We start from the raw sequence: 18,076 nt of genomic DNA on the forward strand, positions 1-18,076 counted from the left end.
GATCCTCGTGGTTGCAGGTCGGTCGGGTCGTCCTGTTACAACGAGGTGACTAAATCATTTCGTTTCCCATTTTTCCCTTAGACCATCGTCGGCCAGTCACTCAACCCAGTTCGGGTAATAGCCGAGCTTGTCGTGCACTTTCGCATCATGTGCCGGGACTACGGTCAGCTTGGGTTCGCGTTGCAGCAGATCATGGACTTTCCGCAGCTGTGCGTGGGTGGCTTCGCGGTCATTGTCGACCATCAGGCGGCTGAGCCAGAACTTCTCACGGGGGCCGGTGAGGCCTTCCAGGCGCCAGCTGGTATCGCCGCTGAAAAAGAAACGGCGGCCGTCGTCCAGCGTCAGGAACAGGCCGACCGAACCAGGCGTATGACCGCTGAGCGGCACCAGCACAAGACTGCGGTCGCCGAACAAGTCGAGGCTCTCTTCAAAGCCCATGAAAGGGGCCGGCAGGAAAGTGAACGGATGCCACTTCACCGGGTGCGCAAACTGACTGGGCAACACAGCCGGCGGGGCTGAAATCTGGGCAAACTCGATCTCTTCGTAGGGCGCCCAGATCGGCACGTCCGGGAAGTCCGCCAGGGCCGACGCATGGTCCCAGTGGGCATGGCTGAGCAGGATGCGGTCGATGCGGATGCCATTCCGGTCCAGTTGGTCGCGTGCAGGGCTGACCTGGCCATATTGCAGCAGGGGTTTGCCCCACCAGGGCATTTCGCTGTCGAACTGTTGGTCTACCTGGCGCCCGAGTCCGGTATCGAACAACAAAGTGGCGGCATGATGCTCGATGAGCACGGCAACATGGTTGGCCGTAGCCTTTTTCGTCCAGCTGCCGCCAGAGACCGTGAAGGCGTCCAGCGTCTGAGTTTCCGAGGTTTTGACGAGAGCGAAGCGCAAGCTGGCGGCGTCGGCCGCAAGGCTGCAGAGGCCGAGGAGGGCAAGCATGAGCATGGAAGACGGGCGCATGAGTCAGAGTCCTTGTGGCAGGAAAGGTGAGGGCTGTGCTGAGTCGAATGCCAGCGGCAGCCGGCCGCGACGCAGGCACCAGCGCCCTGGCCTCAGGGCTATCAGGCGTTCCGCGCCTGGTAGGGTCGGCAGGCCGAGTGATTCGCCTGGCCAGTGAATCGTCGCGTGGGCTTCCACCTGCAACAGGTCGCCCGTAGTGAAGTCCACCCAGAGCAGGCCGCAACGTGGCTCAAGTAGCAGGTTGCCGAGGGTGTTGAACATCAGGTTGCCGCTGTAGTCGGGTAACCACAGTTGTCCATCGTTCGACAGCCGGACAAAGCCGGACGGGCCACCGCGGTGGGAGACATCCACTCCGCCGACGAGGGGGTCGCTGTGCTGGCTCGCGATGAAGAGGGTGTCGCTGCGGCTGACCAGGTCCAGCCAGCGTTGGTCGAGGCCTTCGCCTTGTTCCTTCGGGCCCGACGATCGCTGCTCGGGACGCCATTTGCGCGCCTGGATGTACTTGGGGCAGTTGCCGAAGGACTGGTGCACGGCGACGGTGAAGCCGCCATCATCATTCTCCACTATCGGACCGTTCATGCGATTGCGGCGCCGAGTTGGCAGTTCGAGACCGAGAAGGCCAAGCCGGCTATCGGGTTGAAGGTTTCCATCCAGAGGGTCATCAGCTTCAGGGCGGGCGTTGATTCTGAGCAAGGTGGCTTCAGGCGACCGAACGAATCCTGGCGCGCCCCACAGCACCGAGGCATGAGGCTGGCCGGATTCGTCCACGCTGCCGACCAGCAGCCAGGGCAGCAGGCCGAAGAATTCGCGGTGTTGTTCCGGCATGTGATCACGTATCACCCGGCTACCGAAATCCTCGACTTTTTCACGTACGCCCGAACGAGCTTGCATGGAATGTTCGCCGGGATGAAATGGACTATTCATGGTGGGCTCCATGCCGCTCAGCGGCCGGGTAGCTCGAGGTAGCCAGGCAGGGCGCGAATGCGGGCGAACCAGGCGTTCAGCTGGGCGTAAGGCGTCAGGTCCAGGCCGCCTTCATTGGCCATGGCCAGGTAGGGGTACACGGCAACGTCTGCAATGCTCGGATGTTCGCTGCCTACCAACCAAGTCTTGCTCTGAAGATGGCTGTCGACCAGTTCCAACACGCGACGCCCGCGTTCCTGGGCTGCGGCAAGGTCGATTGTCCGGCCGAACTTCAGGCCAACCCGCGCCAGGGCAGGGCCATGGTGAACTTCGTTTGCGGCAAAGCTGAGCCAGTTGGCGATTTGGCCTTGGGTCAGGGCATCCAGCGGGTACCAGGTTGTATCGGCATGGCGTCGTGCCAAATAGACAAGGATCGCCTGGGAGTCGCCAAGAGATTCGCCGTCGTCGACCAGTACCGGCACCTGTCCACGAGGGTTGAGCGCGAGGAACGGCGGTTGCTTGTGGGCGCCTGCCATCAGGTCGACTGGCAGCAGTTCGCAGGGGCTGCCAATCAGGCTAATGAAGAGTCGGACTTTGTAGCAGTTTCCGGAGAGATGGAAGTCATGGAGCTGCATGGCGGGTTCCCTTGCGTGGTTGTTGTGGATTGGATAATAGACAGACAGGTCTGTATATTTCAACCAACAATGAACACTTGATGGGCAACCGGTTTGAGCCAGGCGTGGTGGATGCGCATAATGCGCCGGTCAGGAGACAGCAGATGACATCGAGCAAACGCGATCAACTGGTCAATACCGCCCTCGAACTCTTCTATCGGGAGGGTTTCCATGCGACCGGGATCGACCGCATCCTGGCCGAATCCGGGGTGGCGAAAATGACCTTGTACAAGCATTTCAAATCCAAGGACGAGCTGATCCTTGCCGCGCTGGATTCGCGAATGCGACCAGCTGCCGAGCAAATGGCCAAGGCACTTGAACGCCTCCCGCCGCGCGACGCCATCCTGCGGGTGTTCGACGGGTTGCATGCATTACTGAACGAGAAAGAGTTCTTCGGCTGCGCCTTCATCAACGCCGCTGCGGAGTTCCATGAGCGCGACCACCCGATCCACCGTCTTGCTGCCACGCACAAGGCCAACGTGCTGGCACACTTCCGCACCGCATTGGAGCGCTTGCAGGCGTCAGATCCCGAGCGGCTAGCCAGGCAAATTCAGTACGTGATGGAAGGAGCGATCAGCATCGCCCATATCCAGGGGCCGGGCAGCCAGGCGATGGAGGCCAAGGCCGCCGTCGATACCCTGCTGCGCGCCGAGGGGCTCTGATCAGTCCTGGCCCGCCAGAAGTCTGGATTCACCTGCCTCGATGGCTGCCAGCGTCCCTGAAATCAGCACTGCATCTCCCACCATCAAGCTCAGGCTGTGCGCCAGCGGAACTTCCTGGCCATCTCGACGCACACCCTGAAGTTCCAGTTCCAGATCCTCCAGCGCCAGTTCCTCAAGCGTCCGACCGCAAGCGAAGGCATCCTCATTGAGGTTGACCGCATGCAACAGGCGCCTCGGTTGCTCGCCGGCATCGAGGAGGTTGGCCTGGGCGCCATGGTAGTAACCATGTAGAAGCCGATAGCGGTTACGACGAACTTCATCCAGATGTGTTTTCACCCGGCCGTGGGACAGACCCAGTAGAAGCAGGGCGTGGGAGGCGAGCATCAGGCTGGATTCCAGCACTTCGGGGACCACTTCGCTGGCGCCGGCCTGCTGAAGTTCCTCGAGTCGGCTATCGTCCCGGGTTCGAACCAGAATCGGCAGTGACTCGTGAAGGTTGCGTGCCTGCTCGACGATGCGCAAGGCAGAGTCCGTATCGTTCACGGCCACCACCAGCAGCTTGGCGCGTGCGGTACCCACGGCTTCAAGCAGGTCAGCGCGGCGCGAGTCACCGAAGTGCACATTGCTTTCGCCTGCAGTGGCCTCTTGCACCCTGACCGGATCGTCGTCGAGCGCGACGAAGGGAATTTCCTCACGGCGCAGAATACGTCCGATAGACTGGCCAACCCGGCCGTAGCCGCAGATCACCACATGATGCTCGAGGCTGGCGCTACTCGCGGCGACATCATCTACCCGATAATGCTCTCGATTTCTACGCCGCAAGTGGGCTGCCAGACGTGGTGCACTGCGCAGCAGCAGCGGCGTGATAGCCATGGAGCAAAAGGTCGCGGTCAGCAGGAGGCTACCAATCGAGCCGTCCAGCAGCGAACTCTTTTGCGCCTGGGCCACCAGGGCGAAGCAGAACTCACCGCCTTGGGCCAGGGCGAGACCTGTACGCCAAGCGCCTTCGAAGTCATCGCCTCGCAGCTTGGACAGCAGCGCCACCACCGTGCCCTTGATCGTCAGCAGCAGTAGAGTCAGGCCGAGAATCAGCCAGCCCTCATCGACGAACTGCCGCAGGTCGATCAGCATGCCGACACTGACGAAAAAGAGGCCCAGCAGAATGTCGCGGAATGGTCGGATATCTGCCTCGATCTGATGGCGGTAATGGCTTTCGCCGAGCAACATGCCCGCGAGGAAGGCTCCCAAGGCCATCGATAGACCCAAAAGGTGGGTGAGCCAGGCGGTCAGCAGCACGATGACCAGTGCCAGCATCACGAAGAGCTCGGCGGAATGGGCCTGAGCGACCTCATGGAACAGACGTGGCAGCAGCCAGCGACTGACAACCAGCAAGCCGGCGAACAACAAGCCGGTCTTGGCCAGCGTGATCGGCAATGCCCAGTACCACGGTTGCTCGCCTTGGCCGGCGAGGGCGGGCAACATGGTCAGTAGTAGCACGGCTACGAGATCCTGGAAGATCAGCACGCCAATCGCATTCTGGCCGTGAGTCGAGAACACCTCACCGAGGCTGCTCAGTTCCTTACCAACGATAGCGGTGGAGGAAAGCGCGAGGCTCGCGCCCAGCATGACAGCCGCAATTGGCCCGAGGCCCAGCCAGAGCATCAAGCCGGCTAGTGGGATGCCACAGCAGATCACCTGCAAACTGCCCAGGCCGAATACCACACGGCGCAAGGCAATCATTCTGGCCAGTGAGAATTCCAAGCCCAAGGTAAAGAGCAGGAACACCACGCCCATCTCCGCCAGCTGCGGCAGATTCTGATCGTAGTTCACCCAGTTCAGGGCCGAGGGACCCAGCATCAGGCCAACGCAGAGGTAACCGAGCACCGGTGGCAGGCTCATGCGGCGGAAGAGGGCGATGACCAGCAGCGAAGCCGCCAGGATGATCAGCAGGTTGGCAGACAAAGCGATAACTCCCTTCGCATCGCGATGGTGGGTTGAGCTATTTATAGTGCCAGCCTGCCAAGGCGTGCGCTGCAAAGGCTTGCGCTAGCGCAGTAGTGTGGCCATGAATGGGGGGCGTAATACTCGACGCGCAGGTTGCCCGACCGCCTGTAGCCCCTGCCGGACAAGGCTTCGCAGCGATCCAGATGGCGCATCGTGCTAGACTTTTCTCCTCGCAGGTCTTCGAGATAGGTCTCCATGCTTCCTGAATGCCAACTCTTCGGCACCCTTGGCTGTCACCTGTGTGAGGTCGCCGAAGGTGTGCTCATGCCATTCGTAGAGCGCGGCCTGTTGGTTGAGCTGGTGGATATCGCTGACCGTGAGGAGTGGGTCGACCTATACGGCATGCGTATCCCAGTGCTGCGTCGTTGTGACAATGGCGCGGAAATGGGCTGGCCTTTCGATGGTTGCCAGGTAGCTGCCTTCCTTTCCAGCTGAGCATGCCATTGGCCAACTTCCCGAAGGGGAGGGGGCACCATCAAAAATCGCAGGCAATAAAAAACCCGCCATCAAGGCGGGTTTTTTCGGGATTTGGTCGAGCGACTGGATTCGAATTTGTTCTGTAAGCGGCTGATTTATAAGAATGAATAAGAATTCATATTTTTTAGGCATACAAGCTGGCATACACGCCATCTGCGACGGGGCCGTTTCTCATGCCCCTTTGCAGGGATTTGCAGGGAAGGATGCCTCGTAAATCCATGGCCAACAGGCGTACCAAGGCCGGCTCAAGGGCTCTTGCAGGCATGCAGAAAAATCACCCTATCTAGCCCGCAGGCGTGGAGGGGGGACGACAGCGCGCGCCAGGAGCAGGTCATGGAGGCTGGTCATCACCTGGCTATGAACGGAGCCCAAATCAGAAAGCAGGCGAATGCAAGGACGCTCTTGATGGGACAGTGGTGATTTCACCGCTGGGCCTATGACAAGAGACTTAACTCCAGCTTGCATCACAGCAGTATCTCCGACGCGTCGTGTGCGAGCGGAGGAGTTCGCAGGATAAGGGGGAGCCAGCCAGGCGGATTTGCCGGCCATAGGTTCCATGATCAAGGAGCAAGGTGTGCTGCACGCTATCACGCACAACAAGTCGAGCCTGTATCGGCGCTATTTGGGGCAGAGAGACCCCAATGAACGAAGGGTCGCGGAGGAGGATGAAATCACCTCCCTGATTTTGGGTCCGCTAGCCTTCCTACCAGCCAGCGCAATAGGTGCCTTTTGGGTCGCTCTACTGAGGTGGAACCAAAAGGAAATTGAGCTCCCTGAGGGGGCGGTGACTCAGGCTGAAATGAGCTTCTGGCCCAGAAAGAACAATATCGAGCCGGACCTGCGGGTCGACCTTTCCTGGGGACATGAGACTAGGTTGCTATTGGTCGAGCTCAAATGGCGGGCTCCGCTCAGCGGAGAAGATCAACTACAAAAGCAATGGAACGAATATTTGTCGTACGAGGAGCAACTGCGTGCGTTGCACCTCTTTATCGCCCCCGATACGGCCGAAGGTAGTAAAGCGATCGGTCGGGACGATGTATGGCATGGGAAGTTGATGCTGCGTACCTGGTTTGATGTGTTGAATACGTTGAACCACCTCGATGAATCTGATCGTCTTCTCCTCAATCGCTGGTCAGCGGAGGTGATGCGTTGTCTACAAAAACTGGGGATCTGTCCTTTCCGCGGTTTCAAGGGGGTGGCTGTGCCAGAACTTGTGCAGCCAAAAGCCGAGGCCTTTTGGCGAGGCTTTGACGGCTTTGCTCGTCTGACAAAGCCCGAAGTTCCATTGCTGGGTGACTCACAACCAGCGTTCTTTTCCATGGCAGGAGGCCATTGTGTCTGATATCGGCAAGTCTATTTCTGAGTGCATCTCCTTCCTTTCCAAAGTCGGCGCGGAGTGTGAACTCCTGGCGCCGATGTTGAGGCAGGCACTGAATAACTTATTGAGCGATGAATTAGCCAAGAAATTCGCTGTGGCTGGCCCATGGCAAGAGGTCTCACTGTCGGAGAGCAGTGGTTGGATATGCACCGACTCTGCGCATTCTTTGCCCCTCATTATCAAGCCCAAGCGGACGGTCGGCGGTTACCTCAGTTTCCAGATCAGTCTGGGCGGGACTGGTATAGCTGCTGTTGGTAACGATCAACCTCTCCTACATATCGGGTTTTGGACTAAACCGGTGGATTTTGAAGAGCGCTGGATGGGGTTCCCGCTTGATGAGTCTGCTCTGACTCTGGAGCAAGGTCGCCTCTTCAGATGGCCGACGCCCCAAGAAAACTTGAGTGAATGGGTTTACTGCGTCCGATTGGCAGAGGTCAACACGATGCAGGATGTCCAAGAGAAGGTCGTCGCCCCTGTAAAGTTTCTCTTACTGAGTGAACGCGCCTCGGATAGCCACCCTCTATGCGTCCCAGGGGTCGTCCGATTCTGCGAGGTTGAGGGCGAGCCTGGTCAGTATCGTGTAGTGCAGTGATCTTGATGGCTGCGCTCTGCCTTTTCTTGCGGTCAGAGCGCACTGTAGGCGCGAAAGAAAGCCGCCCGAGGGCGGCTTGAAGGCGAGGGGTAGGGGGACGGGTTAGTCGGCGCTGGCGGGCTGCTTCTGCGGCCTGATCAGGGCCTCCAACTCCTGGCGGCGGCGCTGACGCTGCACGGGGCTGCCGATCTGCCGCTTCGGCAACTCATGGTCGCTCAGGGTTGCCGGCTCCAACTGCTGCCAGATCGGGTCGACCTGGTGCTCTACCGGGTCGGCGGTGGCTTTCTGCACCAAAGCGTTGAGTACCTGGCCCTGGCGCTGTTCGAGGGCTTCGCTGATCCGCTGCTGAGTCGGTGCGCGGGCGTCAGGCTCGAAGGCCGGGTGCTTGGCCAGCTCGCGTCCCAGGGTGGGCTGGTAGCGGGCCAGGGCTGCGACGAGTGCCTGACCTTCCGGCAGGGCAAACACGGCTGCGGCGGTGCTCTCCAGGCAGTGGAGCGCGTACAGGTTGTGTGCGGCCTCGCGGCGTTGCTCGGCGTCCAGGAATGCCTCTGCCGTATCCAGCTGCATCAGCCCGAACTCCGGCTCGAGCACTTCCACCAGGCGGCCGTACTCTTCTGCCAGTTCGCGGGCGTCCAGCTCTTCCCGTTTGAGGTCGCGGATCTCCTTCGTCAGCTCACCATCAGCCGCGTGGAACTTGGCGCGCCAGGTCGTGCCGGCCAGATCGGATTGCGCCGTGGCAGCGGCGGTGGTGTTGCGGTGCTTCTCCAGGCGCTGGCCAAGGATCACCAAACGCTCGCGCAGGGCTTGGTAACGCGCCATTGCTTCCTGGTGCTGTTCCAGGACTTCGCGGATGGGTTCAGGTAGTGCAGAGGTGTGGTCAGTCATTTCTGATCTCCAGGGTTAATGGCCGAGGTTGCCGGCCAGGGAAAGGTGCTCGAGGAGGCGGAAGTGCCCCTCGAGCAGAAGGCTTGCCAGAGGTTGCGTGGAACGAGAGTCAACAGATGTGTCAACAAGAATCACTCACCCCCCCCTTGTTCCTGCGTCTGATTTCGAAATCGTGGGGAACGGGGGATTGAGGGGAAAACTGCTCTAGAATGCGGCTTTCAGAGGTGCATTTTGTTCCCGCAGTTTTTTTAAGGGGAACAGACGGAGGGGGTTGGTTATTTAATGAACAGAGTTGTGTTCCCCCGTTCCCACTCCTCTCTTTAATGGGGGAACAGCGCAAACCCGCATGGTTGCTGGCTTGTTCCCCTGTTCCCCCGTTCCCCATGAAAAACCGTTGGAGTGCATAGGGAGGCTTGAAGGTTTTCATTGACTTTCTCCCAGATGCTCTAATCGCTCAGGGTCGATCACGTAGAAGCGCAGGCTGCCTCCTCCTGGAGTGCGATAGCGCTTCATCCACCGGGTGCGACCGGCTTCTTCGTCTTTCTTGGCCAGCGCCTTTGCTGTCATCAGCGCGCGCACAACTCGCTCCGCACCAAACCCTGGCGCCGCCTGTGCCAGTGCGGGCGAGTTGAACAGGTACAGGCGCCGGTCGAACTCCAGCTCGAAGTAGCCAGCCCGCTCGCGCACGGTGGTATCGGCGACCTGGGCATGGATGTTGGAAAAGCGGCTGTCGCCGTGCAGGGCGATGAAGTCGGCGATACCGCGCAGAATCTGCCGATCCTCCGCGTTGCCGTCACCCATCCTGGCGAGCCATTCGTTGAACAGTTGGCGGCACGCTTGCTCGGCTGTGCCGGCGGGCCAGTCCAGAAGCTGTTGTGAGATGGCCATCTCCCCGGCCAGCGCCATGATGGCGAAGCGGTCGGCCACGCGGCCGGCCTGTGAACTCTCGGTGTGGAAGCGCTCCCGCACTTGTTGGAAGGCAGCCAACAGGGCGTCCCGTGCTGGCTGCTCCACCAGCTGCTCGACGAAGCTCGGGCCGAGGTGGCCATAGTGCTGAACCACCGTGTCGCTGAGCACGCGGTGGAACTCCTGGCCGGTCATGCCGTGCACTTCATCAAAGGCGCGATAGGGGCGGGTGCCGGCGTTCACGTCCACCAGGCGCAGCTCGGCGCCGGCGTGGGCGCTGTTGCCGCTGATGGCGGCGTGCTCCGACAGCGAGCGCTCGCCACTGGAGAGGGCCAGCACGCGCCAGGTCAGCTTGGCGCGGCCCTCCCGCTCGCGGGTCATGGTGCCTTTGCCCATGCCGTTGGCGATGGCATAGGCCATCTCCTGGACGCGCTTGGGGTCGGCGCGCTTGATCTCGTCCAGGATCAGCACTGTGTCGTTGCGCGAGGCAGCCTCGATCTCCACGCCGCCCTTGGACACGTCCCAGGACGCGGCGAAGGTGCCGGGGTTGCCCCACACCGAAGCGGCCACCAGTTGCGCCAGGGACTTGCCGCTCGAGGAGTCGCCTACCAGATGCACGCCGCCACCGTTCACGCCCACTTTGGCCAGCAGTGGCCCGGCCAGGGCGCAGCACACGGCGAGAATCAGCACCGGGTTGCCGAGGCAGTAGCGGCCCACCTCGGCGCGCCAGCCGTCCAGGGTGCCGCGACTGGTGAAGAGGTTCACCGCACGCCCCGAGTCCTGGAAGCGCACGTTGTCGCCGCCAATCACCCGCGAGGGCAGCACGAAAGCGCCGGATTCATGCCAACCCGGGCGGGTGGTGGTGGCGATCACCAGGGCGGGTGAATGCTGGCTCGCCAGATAGGGCGCCACGTAGCGGCGCTGCTGGTATTCGATAGTCAGGCCTTGGCGCATGAGCGCCTTGAGCACTTCATCCGCCTTGCCGGCCAGCGCCTCCATGGGCATCGCCCACTCAATGCGTCGGCCGCGGTAGTGGAAGCTCAGCAGGCGGCCGATGCTGCCGTCCTCGCTGTTCACCGTCTCCGCCTCGATGTGCAGCGGAGCGCAGATCCAGTGGTCCACCGGAATCGTCTTGTCATCCGGGCCGCTCTGCCGTGCGCCGTGGTACCAGGTGCCGGCGCGGTAGTGCTTGCCCTCGCGGTGGGTGTCCTGGTCGTACACGGCGAAGCAGGGCCGCTCGATCTTCTCGGGTGTGGGTGCGGAGGGCTCGCCCACCAGACTCAGATGAGGCTTGTGGTCCTGGTCCTTCATGGTCAGTGCTCCTTGTACTTGCGCGTCTGCCAGAGGTGCAGGTCGTTGAAGTCGGAAAGCTCGAGCGGGACATCGGCCGGCCACTTCGGGTAGACCACCAGTGCATCGGCAGCGAGCGCCGCGCGGTTGGCGGCAACGCGGCCCGGGTTGCCCTTGCTCTGGCGGTCGTCGTCGCCGGCAATCACCAGCTCCACCGCTTCGCCGTGGCGTGCCCGCATGGTGATGGCCACCGCCTTGAGGTTGCCGGCGTTCATGGCACACACCACCGGGCAGCCTGTGTGGGCGTGCAGCGTGGCGCCCGTGGCCCAGCCTTCGCAGACAAACAGCCGACCGCTCCCTTCGATTCGGCCCATGAGCGAATAGGCGCCCTTCACGCGGCCGCCACTGAGGAAGCGCTTGGCGCCCTGGCTGTCGATGAATTGCAGATTCACCAGGTGGCCATCCAAACACAGCGGAACCAGCAGACGGCCGCCGCGCAGTTGGCGCAGGTTGTAGGGCGCCACGTCTTTGGCTTGTAGGTAGGGATGGTGACGGTCAGCTGGCCGCGCCATCTCCCAGAGCCGCGAGGCTTCTGCTGCAACGGCCCGGTGACGCTGCTCCAGACGCTCCCGCTGTTCGCGCTGATAGGCCTCACGGGCCAATCGATCGGCGTCGCTTTCCCGGGGCTGGGCGATGGTGTCGCCGGCAGAGCCAAACACGCCTAGGGCGAGGCGCTGGTCGATGGCTTGCGCCGCCTCCAGCTGGCTGCTGCCCTGCAGGTAGGCCAGCAGCGACACGAGATCGCCGCCGTGGGCGCTGTCATCGGCGAAGTCGTTCCAGCGGCCGCTGTCCAGGGACACGCCGAAGGAGCCGGCGCGCCGGTCCCCTCGGGCGATGTTGCGCGCCACCCATTCGCGGCCCTGGCGGGAGCCTTCCGGCAGCCACTCGGGGAGCAAGGTGTCGGCGCTGCGCAGGGCATGTTCGGCCACACGGCGAATCAGCTCAGGGATGCTTGGCTTCGTCATGGCTCACCCCCGTCGCGCAATGCGGCTTGGCGAGCGGCCTGGAGCAGATCACTGGCGTCTTCCAGCAGCAGGTAGGCGGCGTCCGCCACACGATTAACGTCCTTGCCATCAGCGTGCGTGATGACCATGGATGACAGGCTCAAGAGGAGATCCCGAACGGTGCTCAGACGTTGCTCTGCGCACTCCTGGAGCTCGAGGTACGGGCGGCTGGCATCGATGAGCAGCACGGGCGCATTGGTGGCATTACTGGTGAGCGGAACGAGCTTAGTCATGGGGCATCTCCTCCATCAGCAGGCAGCGCAGGACGACCAGAGGCACACCGTCGATGTGCTGTGCGCCGCGTTGGCGGGCATCGGCCACCGCGGCACGCAGCTCGGCCTTGGCCTCGGGGTTGTCGTTGAGGATCTCGATGGCGTCCATAACGCGCTCGAGGGCAGGGCGGGGCGCACCTTCATCGGGTGCCCAGTTCTGGAAGGCAGCGATCAGGTGGGCGAGGGCAGGAATGACGTCAGACATGACTTACCTCCCTGGCCTGCGAGTGGCTTGAGACAAGGGGGCGGGAGTAGGAACGGCGGGCTGAGTGAGGGCTAGTCATGACGCACCTCCTCGGCAACCTGCTCGGCGGCAGCGAGACGGGCGAGATGCATGTGGTGGTTGTAGCGGGCGAGACGGGTGGAAAGGCTGGAGTTTGCGCGGAGTGCAGCGAAGGCCATGGCCCGGTGTGCGAGTGCGCGGGTGAATCGTGGGGACGGATTGCGGGTGTGCATAGTGGAACTCCCATTGCTGAGGAGCTGCCACCGTTCGCGGCCAAGCGAATGAGGGAGGCAGCTGTACGCGGGTTGGCCGACCGGGGCAATAGGAACCCGGCACACCCGAAGGTGTCCCGCGCACAGCTGCCATAACACGACACTGCGGGCACAAAAAAAGCGCCTGCAATGGGAGTCTTGGCGCCTGTGCGCCTATTGCTATTCGACCGGCCAGGGTCGGTCACGGGATTGACCGTGACGGGCGGACTATAGGTCTGCTGGCCCGCGCTTGGCAAGGCTTTAGCGGGCTGCTGGCTGTTGTCAGAACATTCCGATGCCAGCGGGTGAAGCGCGCCAACATGGGCGAATGCCCTGGTCGTCGTGATAGGTTGCGGCCCGTGAGTTCTGCGGTAATTGGCCCTGGCAGCGTTGGCGCGCTTGCCGGGGCTTTGTCTTTTCTGAGGCATGAGAATCCCCTGGCCGCCCGGCGCGGGGCCGGGCAGCAGTTAGGCATTGAGTGGGCGGGTTAGCAGTCGGTGAGGATCTGGCCTTGCTGGCTCAGAAACTGGCGGCCGGGCGGTGGGGTAGGCGACTTCAGGCGCCCGGGCGTGGCGCCCAGTTCCAGGGTCGCCGAAATGCGCCCCGAGCTGGAGTCGCGGAAGGCTTCTTTCCCTGGCTTGCGAGCGGCCTCGAGCATGACGGCCTCCAGGGCGGCGAAGTCTTCCAGGGCGAAGCGGATCGACTGGCCGTTGATGTTGAGGGTGTAGTGGTTCATGGCTGGATCTCCTGAGTGAGTCGAGAAGTGCGAGCCCCCCGCATCGCGCTTGCTCGGTTGCGTTCTGCCAGGCGGTCGGAGATCCACTGATCGACCTCCGCCTCCAGCCAGGCCACGCTGTTACGCCCAATGGGCACCGGCTCCGGGAAGGTGCCGGCGCGGATCTCGGCATAGATCGCCGCGCGGCTCTTGCCCGTCTTCAACTCCACCTCACGCCGGCGCAGCAGTCGGTTACCCAATTGCAGGCCCTGGTGCGGCTGAAAGGTTGCTGTTCGGCCCCGGCTCATCGGCCTTCTCCCCGTGCCTCGATGCGCCCCTGAATCCACGCCTGCACCTCACTCAGCACAAAGGCGACCGGCGCGTTGCGTGCCTTGCTGTCGCTGAGCTTTACGGGCTTTGGAAAGGTGGCGTCGCTCTTCATCAGACGATGCGCCGAACTGCGCGACAGGCCGGTCAGATCCAGCAGCTCCTGGATGCGCACCAGACGCACCTCGACGGCGCCTTTTGCCCGGTGGATGCTGAGGTCAGTCATGGCCGCGCTCCTGCTGAGCTTGCAGGCCAAGCGCCTTCAGCACGCCCCGGCGAATGACGTTGGGCGCATAGGGAAGCTTGATCTCAGGATTGGGAAAACTCGGCGGGCTGAGCCGATGCGTGATCTCGTCCACCCCTGCAAAGGTCGCACCGCACACTACGTTGCGGCACACCAGGTAGGTGGTCGACAGCAGCACGTGCTTGCAATCAGAGCTGCGCTTGAGCAACGGCGCCCCGCAGTCCGGGCAGCAACGCCGGAGATTGCTCCTGGTCGTCTCGGGTGGACGGGGTGTTTCGTTCATGTCGAATGGGCCTCCATATCTGGACGGCCCAAGCATGCTGAGGACTGGGGAAGAAGGGTATGAGGGGGACTTGTAGGTGGGGTTGCTACAGGTGGGGTTGCGCTATAAAAGCTTCTAGGTTGGCGTTCAGAACTGAACAACCATTCGATTCAGTAAGGAGGAAGGAACCTATGTCCTTTAGCGACTATTGGAACGGACCTGCGCACCGGCAGCGAGCGGATGATCTGGACATCCAGCTTACGGACCTGCAGGCGCGCTATGCGCAGCTGCAAGCGCTCACTAGGAAGATCGGTGCCATGGAGGCTCTGGAGGTTCAGAGTCTGATAGCGCAGGAGAAAGAGAAGCTTGCTGCCGTCCGCTTGGAGATTCAGCGCGCCCAAGAGGGGGTGGCGGCGTTGGCGCAACGCTCCTCGGACTTGCAGGGGCAGATTTTAGTCTGGGAGGAGACGTTACTTCTCGAGAGCTTTGCGCTCTACGAGCCGAAGTTCAAATGTAAGCGAACGGGCATTACACCTTGCCGGCGGATACCCAGTTGTGCGGCAGCAGCTCGGCTAGAGCGCTGGCCTTCTGCGTCGGCAGTCGTGTCAGCACATCCTTGAGATAGGCATAGGGATCATGCCCATTCATGCGCGCCGACTGGATCAGGCTCATGATTGCCGCCGCCCGTTTGCCGCTGCGTAGCGACCCGGCAAACAACCAGTTCGAGCGTCCAAGGGCCCACGGCCGGATCTGGTTCTCGACCGGGTTATTGTCGATGGGCACAGCACCATCCTCGACATAGCGAGTCAGTGCCTGCCAGCGTTTGAGGCTGTAATCCAAGGCTTTCGCCGTGGCTGAGCCGTTGGGCACCCGATCACGCTGGGCCAGCATCCAGGCATGCAGCGCGTCGAGGATCGGTGAAGCCTGTTCCTGCCGTATTCGCCCGCGTTCTTCATCGCTCATGTCGCGCACTTGGCGTTCGACTTCGTACAGCCCAGCGATAGAGTGCAGCGCCTGTTCGGCCAGTTGGCTTTTGTTCGCCGCGTGCAGATCGAAAAACTTGCGGCGGGCGTGGGCCATGCAGCCGATTTCGGTGATGCCTTGCTCGAAACCGGCCTTGTAGCCAGCGAAGTCGTCGCAGACCAGCTTGCCATTCCACTGGCCAAGAAAATTGCGCGCATGCTCGCCGGCACGGCTGGGGCTGAAGTCGTAGACCACGGCCTTCAGATCGGCGAAGGGCGTGGTGCTGTAGGCCCAGACGTAAGCCCGATGGGTTTTCTTTTCGCCCGGCGCGAGCATTTGCACCGGGGTTTCGTCAGCGTGGATCACGCGTTGGCCCAGCACGGCTTCGCGCAGCGCATCGACCAGCGGCTGGAGCTGCACGCCGGTTTGCCCGACCCACTGCGCCAGCGTCGAACGAGCGATAGCCAGGCCGGCACGGCCGAAGATCTTTTCCTGCCGGTACAGCGGCAGGTGGTCGGCGAATTTGGCCACCATCACGTGCGCCAACAGGCCGGCGGTGGGGATACCCTTGTCGATCACCTGCGCCGGCACCGGCGCCTGGATCAGCGTTTCGCACTGGCGGCAGGCCCATTTCCCACGCACATGCTGCTCGACGGTGAACACGCCCGGCGTGTAATCCAGCTTTTCGCTGACGTCTTCACCCACGCGTTGCAGCTGGCAGCCGCAGGCGCACTGGGTGTTCTCCGGTTCGTGATGGATCACGGTGCGCGGGAGTTGCGGTGGCAGCGGTGCACGCTTGGGCTGCTGGCGTGCTTCGGCCGGCGCAGCCGGCGGATTGACCGCTTTCAGCTCCGCCTCGATGGCCACGATGTCGGTGTCGAGCAGGTCATCCAGCAGGCGGCCCTGGTCAGGGCTCAGTTGCTCGCTGCGCTTGGCAAACTTGTGCCGCTTGAGGATGGCGATTTCGTGGGTGAGGTTCTCGATAACCGTTTGGTCGCGGTGGATCTTCTTGCCCATCAGGTCGACCTGCGTGAGCAACTGCGCGGCCAGTGCGCGCAGCTGGTCAGGTGTCAGTTGGTCGAGATTGGGCGAGGCAGTCATGCCGCTGATTGTGCCAGAGCAGGCGGTCAGCGGAGATAAACCGATGGGCTAATGGCAGGTGCTACAGCACTGTGATCGCGCCGGCGGCACCGACCCGCTGCCAGGGTAGACCCAGTACCAAAGCCTGAAGTTGCTCGGTGTCGAGTTCGACTTCCGAGCCGTGCCGGATGCCTGGCCAGTGAAACTTGCCCTGGTGCAAGCGCCGCGCGGCCAGCCAGATACCCACACCGTCATGCACCAGGACTTTCATGCGGTTGGCGCGGCGATTGGCGAAGAGATAGGCACAGTGCGGCTTCGCCGCACCGAACACGGCCACCACACGGGCCAACGCGGTGTCGGTACCGGCGCGCATGTCCATCGGTTCGGTGGCGAGCCAGATGGTATCGATGCGGATCACGGGGTGAGCCCACGCACAAAGCGGGCGCAGCCTTCAGGATCGGAGGCTGGCCATTTCACCGTGACCGCTTGCTCGCCAAGGGACAACTCAATGATTGCGAACGCCTCAGTTGTTCGTTTAGGCGTGGCCCTCAATGGAACGAACGCCGGCAACGCCGCTGGTGGCTGATCTCGGTAAAGCGGCAGCCACTTGCGAATGACGTTGGCGTTGATGCCGTGGCTGATGGCAACGCTGGAGACGGTCGCACCAGGTTGCAGGCACTCCTGAACAACCTGGGCCTTGAACGGTTTGGGGTAAGAGCTTCGTTGGCGCATGGAAATCCCGGCGATAAGGGCTATCGCGTCCGCTTAAAAATACGCGGACACCATCGCCCTTAATGCGGGAGTTCGGAAGGTGACTTGGCTGGACGCTTACGTTCAAATTGAATGCCAGTCATGAATACAAGTCCCGATTAGACAGCGTTCGCGAGCGCCAGAAGGCGATGATCAAGAGTGGAGAGGCCGCTACCGGGAACATGGGTTGGGAGGTAAACGGGAGCAAGGCGGAGGGACGCAAACTCGTCAACGACATGATCAAGCTGGTGATCCGCTCGTTCAACAACGAGGCAGACTACTGCGTGGACAACGTAAAGTTTGACAACGTCGAATTGGGCGAGAAGAGAATCCTCAAGTCCTTCGAGGCCTGTAACCGCCTAGGCAGGGTTATGTCCGTGGAGCTATCGCGGAAGTACCTGGGTCTCAAGATCGATGAGCTGCACCTTGCCCATGAGTTTCAGATCAAGAAGCAGGAGGAAAAGGAAGAAGCCAAGCGTGCCCGGGAAGAGTTGCGGGAACAACAGAAGCTAGAGCAGGAGATTCGCGCTGCCCGGGAGAAGATTGCTAAGGAGCGCAAACATTTCGCGACCGCTATGCGTGACCTCCAGGCTCGCTTGGACAAGGCAGAGTCCGAAGAAGAGCGCGCGCCACTTTTGGCGAAGCTGGCTGAGGTTGAAGCGGGAAGGGCGGCGTTGGAGAGTGAAGAGAAGCTCATTGACTATCGCGAACAGAATGCCAAGGCCGGATATGTGTACGTGATCTCCAACGTGGGAGCGTTCGGGGAAGGGATATACAAGATCGGTATGACTCGCCGACTGGAGCCGTTGGATCGCGTCGATGAGCTGGGTGACGCATCGGTGCCGTTCTGGTTTGACGTGCATGCGATGGTCTTCTCTGATAACGCCCCAGCCCTGGAAGCGAAGCTCCACGAACGCTTTGCTGCAGGCCGCTTGAACAAGGTCAACGGACGCAAGGAGTTCTTCCGTGCGGACATTGCTGAGATCGAGTCAGTAATTCGAGAAAACTACGACGCTGCAGTCGAGGTCACGCACGAGGCGCCGGCCGAGCAGTATCGCGAAAGCCTGCGTATGGAATTGCCCAAGGCCGCAATTCAGCAGTCAGGACGAGTTGCGGCGCAAGGCTAGCAATACCAATTGGCCTCGGTTATCTAGAGGTCTATTTACCTCAGGGTATTTAGAGTAGAGAGAA

At 61.7% G+C, this 18,076-nt stretch carries 22 protein-coding genes; 5 read left to right on the top strand and 17 right to left on the bottom strand.

Going from position 1 to position 18,076, the window contains the following annotated elements:
* Positions 1 to 96: 96 nt before the first annotated feature.
* The 3 genes from OXH74_RS19230 to OXH74_RS19240 are packed head-to-tail and all read right to left on the bottom strand — an operon-like array spanning position 97 to position 2,501.
* On the bottom strand, positions 97 to 963 hold the full coding sequence (locus tag OXH74_RS19230; RefSeq protein WP_375738389.1) for an MBL fold metallo-hydrolase: 867 nt from the start codon (positions 961 to 963) through the stop codon (positions 97 to 99).
* A gap of 3 nt (positions 964 to 966) precedes the next feature.
* Complete coding sequence (locus OXH74_RS19235; protein ID WP_375738390.1) at positions 967 to 1,887, bottom strand: pyridoxamine 5'-phosphate oxidase family protein; 921 nt, start codon at positions 1,885 to 1,887, stop codon at positions 967 to 969.
* A 17-nt stretch (positions 1,888 to 1,904) separates the two neighbouring features.
* Positions 1,905 to 2,501, bottom strand: a complete 597-nt coding sequence (locus OXH74_RS19240) for a glutathione S-transferase family protein (protein WP_375738391.1) — start codon at positions 2,499 to 2,501, stop codon at positions 1,905 to 1,907.
* Positions 2,502 to 2,644: 143 nt separating this feature from the next.
* Here OXH74_RS19240 and OXH74_RS19245 point away from each other — a divergent pair, with 143 nt between their 5' ends.
* Positions 2,645 to 3,202, top strand: coding sequence for a TetR/AcrR family transcriptional regulator (locus tag OXH74_RS19245; protein WP_375738392.1), 558 nt, complete (start codon positions 2,645 to 2,647; stop codon positions 3,200 to 3,202).
* Here the strand turns inward: OXH74_RS19245 and OXH74_RS19250 are convergent, their stop codons facing one another.
* Complete coding sequence (locus tag OXH74_RS19250) at positions 3,203 to 5,164, bottom strand: cation:proton antiporter (RefSeq protein WP_375738393.1); 1,962 nt, start codon at positions 5,162 to 5,164, stop codon at positions 3,203 to 3,205.
* Positions 5,165 to 5,401: 237 nt separating this feature from the next.
* Between OXH74_RS19250 and OXH74_RS19255 the strand changes: the two genes are divergently transcribed.
* The 3 genes from OXH74_RS19255 (at position 5,402) to OXH74_RS19265 (ending at position 7,653) form a co-directional block, all read left to right on the top strand.
* Positions 5,402 to 5,641 (top strand): glutaredoxin family protein, encoded by a 240-nt coding sequence (locus tag OXH74_RS19255; RefSeq protein WP_375738394.1) that lies wholly within the window; start codon positions 5,402 to 5,404, stop codon positions 5,639 to 5,641.
* 598 nt (positions 5,642 to 6,239) lie between these two features.
* Positions 6,240 to 7,025 (top strand): hypothetical protein, encoded by a 786-nt coding sequence (locus tag OXH74_RS19260; RefSeq protein ID WP_375738395.1) that lies wholly within the window; start codon positions 6,240 to 6,242, stop codon positions 7,023 to 7,025.
* The gene (locus OXH74_RS19265; RefSeq protein ID WP_375738396.1) at positions 7,018 to 7,653 is read left to right on the top strand and encodes a hypothetical protein; all 636 of its coding nucleotides are present in this window, start codon (positions 7,018 to 7,020) and stop codon (positions 7,651 to 7,653) included. Before OXH74_RS19260 ends, OXH74_RS19265 begins: the two co-directional genes overlap by 8 nt.
* A gap of 102 nt (positions 7,654 to 7,755) precedes the next feature.
* Here OXH74_RS19265 and OXH74_RS19270 read toward each other — a convergent pair whose 3' ends face one another.
* The 13 genes from OXH74_RS19270 to OXH74_RS19330 all read right to left on the bottom strand — a co-directional run bounded on the left by OXH74_RS19270 (position 7,756) and on the right by OXH74_RS19330 (position 16,867).
* Positions 7,756 to 8,538: a hypothetical protein gene (locus OXH74_RS19270; RefSeq protein WP_375738397.1), complete on the bottom strand. Its 783-nt coding sequence runs from the start codon at positions 8,536 to 8,538 to the stop codon at positions 7,756 to 7,758.
* Positions 8,539 to 8,961: 423 nt separating this feature from the next.
* Positions 8,962 to 10,755, bottom strand: a complete 1,794-nt coding sequence (locus OXH74_RS19275; protein WP_375738398.1) for a DUF927 domain-containing protein — start codon at positions 10,753 to 10,755, stop codon at positions 8,962 to 8,964.
* A 2-nt stretch (positions 10,756 to 10,757) separates the two neighbouring features.
* A complete protein-coding gene (locus OXH74_RS19280; protein WP_375738399.1) occupies positions 10,758 to 11,759 on the bottom strand; it encodes a toprim domain-containing protein in 1,002 nt (333 codons plus the stop codon).
* Complete coding sequence (locus OXH74_RS19285; RefSeq protein ID WP_375738400.1) at positions 11,756 to 12,031, bottom strand: hypothetical protein; 276 nt, start codon at positions 12,029 to 12,031, stop codon at positions 11,756 to 11,758. The genes OXH74_RS19280 and OXH74_RS19285 overlap by 4 nt, the downstream gene beginning before the upstream one ends.
* Positions 12,024 to 12,275, bottom strand: coding sequence for a hypothetical protein (locus tag OXH74_RS19290; RefSeq protein ID WP_375738401.1), 252 nt, complete (start codon positions 12,273 to 12,275; stop codon positions 12,024 to 12,026). Before OXH74_RS19290 ends, OXH74_RS19285 begins: the two co-directional genes overlap by 8 nt.
* A 71-nt stretch (positions 12,276 to 12,346) precedes the next feature.
* Positions 12,347 to 12,526, bottom strand: coding sequence for a hypothetical protein (locus OXH74_RS19295; RefSeq protein ID WP_375738402.1), 180 nt, complete (start codon positions 12,524 to 12,526; stop codon positions 12,347 to 12,349).
* A gap of 505 nt (positions 12,527 to 13,031) precedes the next feature.
* Complete coding sequence (locus OXH74_RS19300) at positions 13,032 to 13,280, bottom strand: hypothetical protein (protein ID WP_375738403.1); 249 nt, start codon at positions 13,278 to 13,280, stop codon at positions 13,032 to 13,034.
* The gene (locus OXH74_RS19305; RefSeq protein ID WP_069083210.1) at positions 13,277 to 13,567 is read right to left on the bottom strand and encodes an AlpA family transcriptional regulator; all 291 of its coding nucleotides are present in this window, start codon (positions 13,565 to 13,567) and stop codon (positions 13,277 to 13,279) included. Before OXH74_RS19305 ends, OXH74_RS19300 begins: the two co-directional genes overlap by 4 nt.
* On the bottom strand, positions 13,564 to 13,812 hold the full coding sequence (locus tag OXH74_RS19310) for a helix-turn-helix transcriptional regulator (RefSeq protein WP_375738404.1): 249 nt from the start codon (positions 13,810 to 13,812) through the stop codon (positions 13,564 to 13,566). Before OXH74_RS19310 ends, OXH74_RS19305 begins: the two co-directional genes overlap by 4 nt.
* Positions 13,805 to 14,113, bottom strand: a complete 309-nt coding sequence (locus OXH74_RS19315) for an ogr/Delta-like zinc finger family protein (protein WP_375738405.1) — start codon at positions 14,111 to 14,113, stop codon at positions 13,805 to 13,807. The genes OXH74_RS19310 and OXH74_RS19315 overlap by 8 nt, the downstream gene beginning before the upstream one ends.
* Before the next feature lie 507 nt (positions 14,114 to 14,620).
* Positions 14,621 to 16,156 carry an IS66 family transposase gene (locus OXH74_RS19320; RefSeq protein ID WP_375737726.1) on the bottom strand — a complete coding sequence of 512 codons (1,536 nt, stop codon included), beginning with the start codon at positions 16,154 to 16,156 and terminating at the stop codon, positions 14,621 to 14,623.
* Between the two features lie 61 nt (positions 16,157 to 16,217).
* Positions 16,218 to 16,553: an IS66 family insertion sequence element accessory protein TnpB gene (tnpB, locus tag OXH74_RS19325; protein WP_155688131.1), complete on the bottom strand. Its 336-nt coding sequence runs from the start codon at positions 16,551 to 16,553 to the stop codon at positions 16,218 to 16,220.
* On the bottom strand, positions 16,550 to 16,867 hold the full coding sequence (locus OXH74_RS19330; RefSeq protein ID WP_375737727.1) for a transposase: 318 nt from the start codon (positions 16,865 to 16,867) through the stop codon (positions 16,550 to 16,552). The genes tnpB and OXH74_RS19330 overlap by 4 nt, the downstream gene beginning before the upstream one ends.
* Positions 16,868 to 17,034: 167 nt before the next feature.
* On the opposite strand from OXH74_RS19330, the gene OXH74_RS19335 reads away from it, so the two are divergent.
* Positions 17,035 to 18,012 carry a DUF4041 domain-containing protein gene (locus tag OXH74_RS19335; RefSeq protein ID WP_375738406.1) on the top strand — a complete coding sequence of 326 codons (978 nt, stop codon included), beginning with the start codon at positions 17,035 to 17,037 and terminating at the stop codon, positions 18,010 to 18,012.
* Positions 18,013 to 18,076 lie beyond the last annotated feature (64 nt).

Source organism: Metapseudomonas boanensis (genome assembly GCF_042232855.1).
Classification (GTDB): Bacteria; Pseudomonadota; Gammaproteobacteria; order Pseudomonadales; family Pseudomonadaceae; genus Metapseudomonas; species Metapseudomonas boanensis.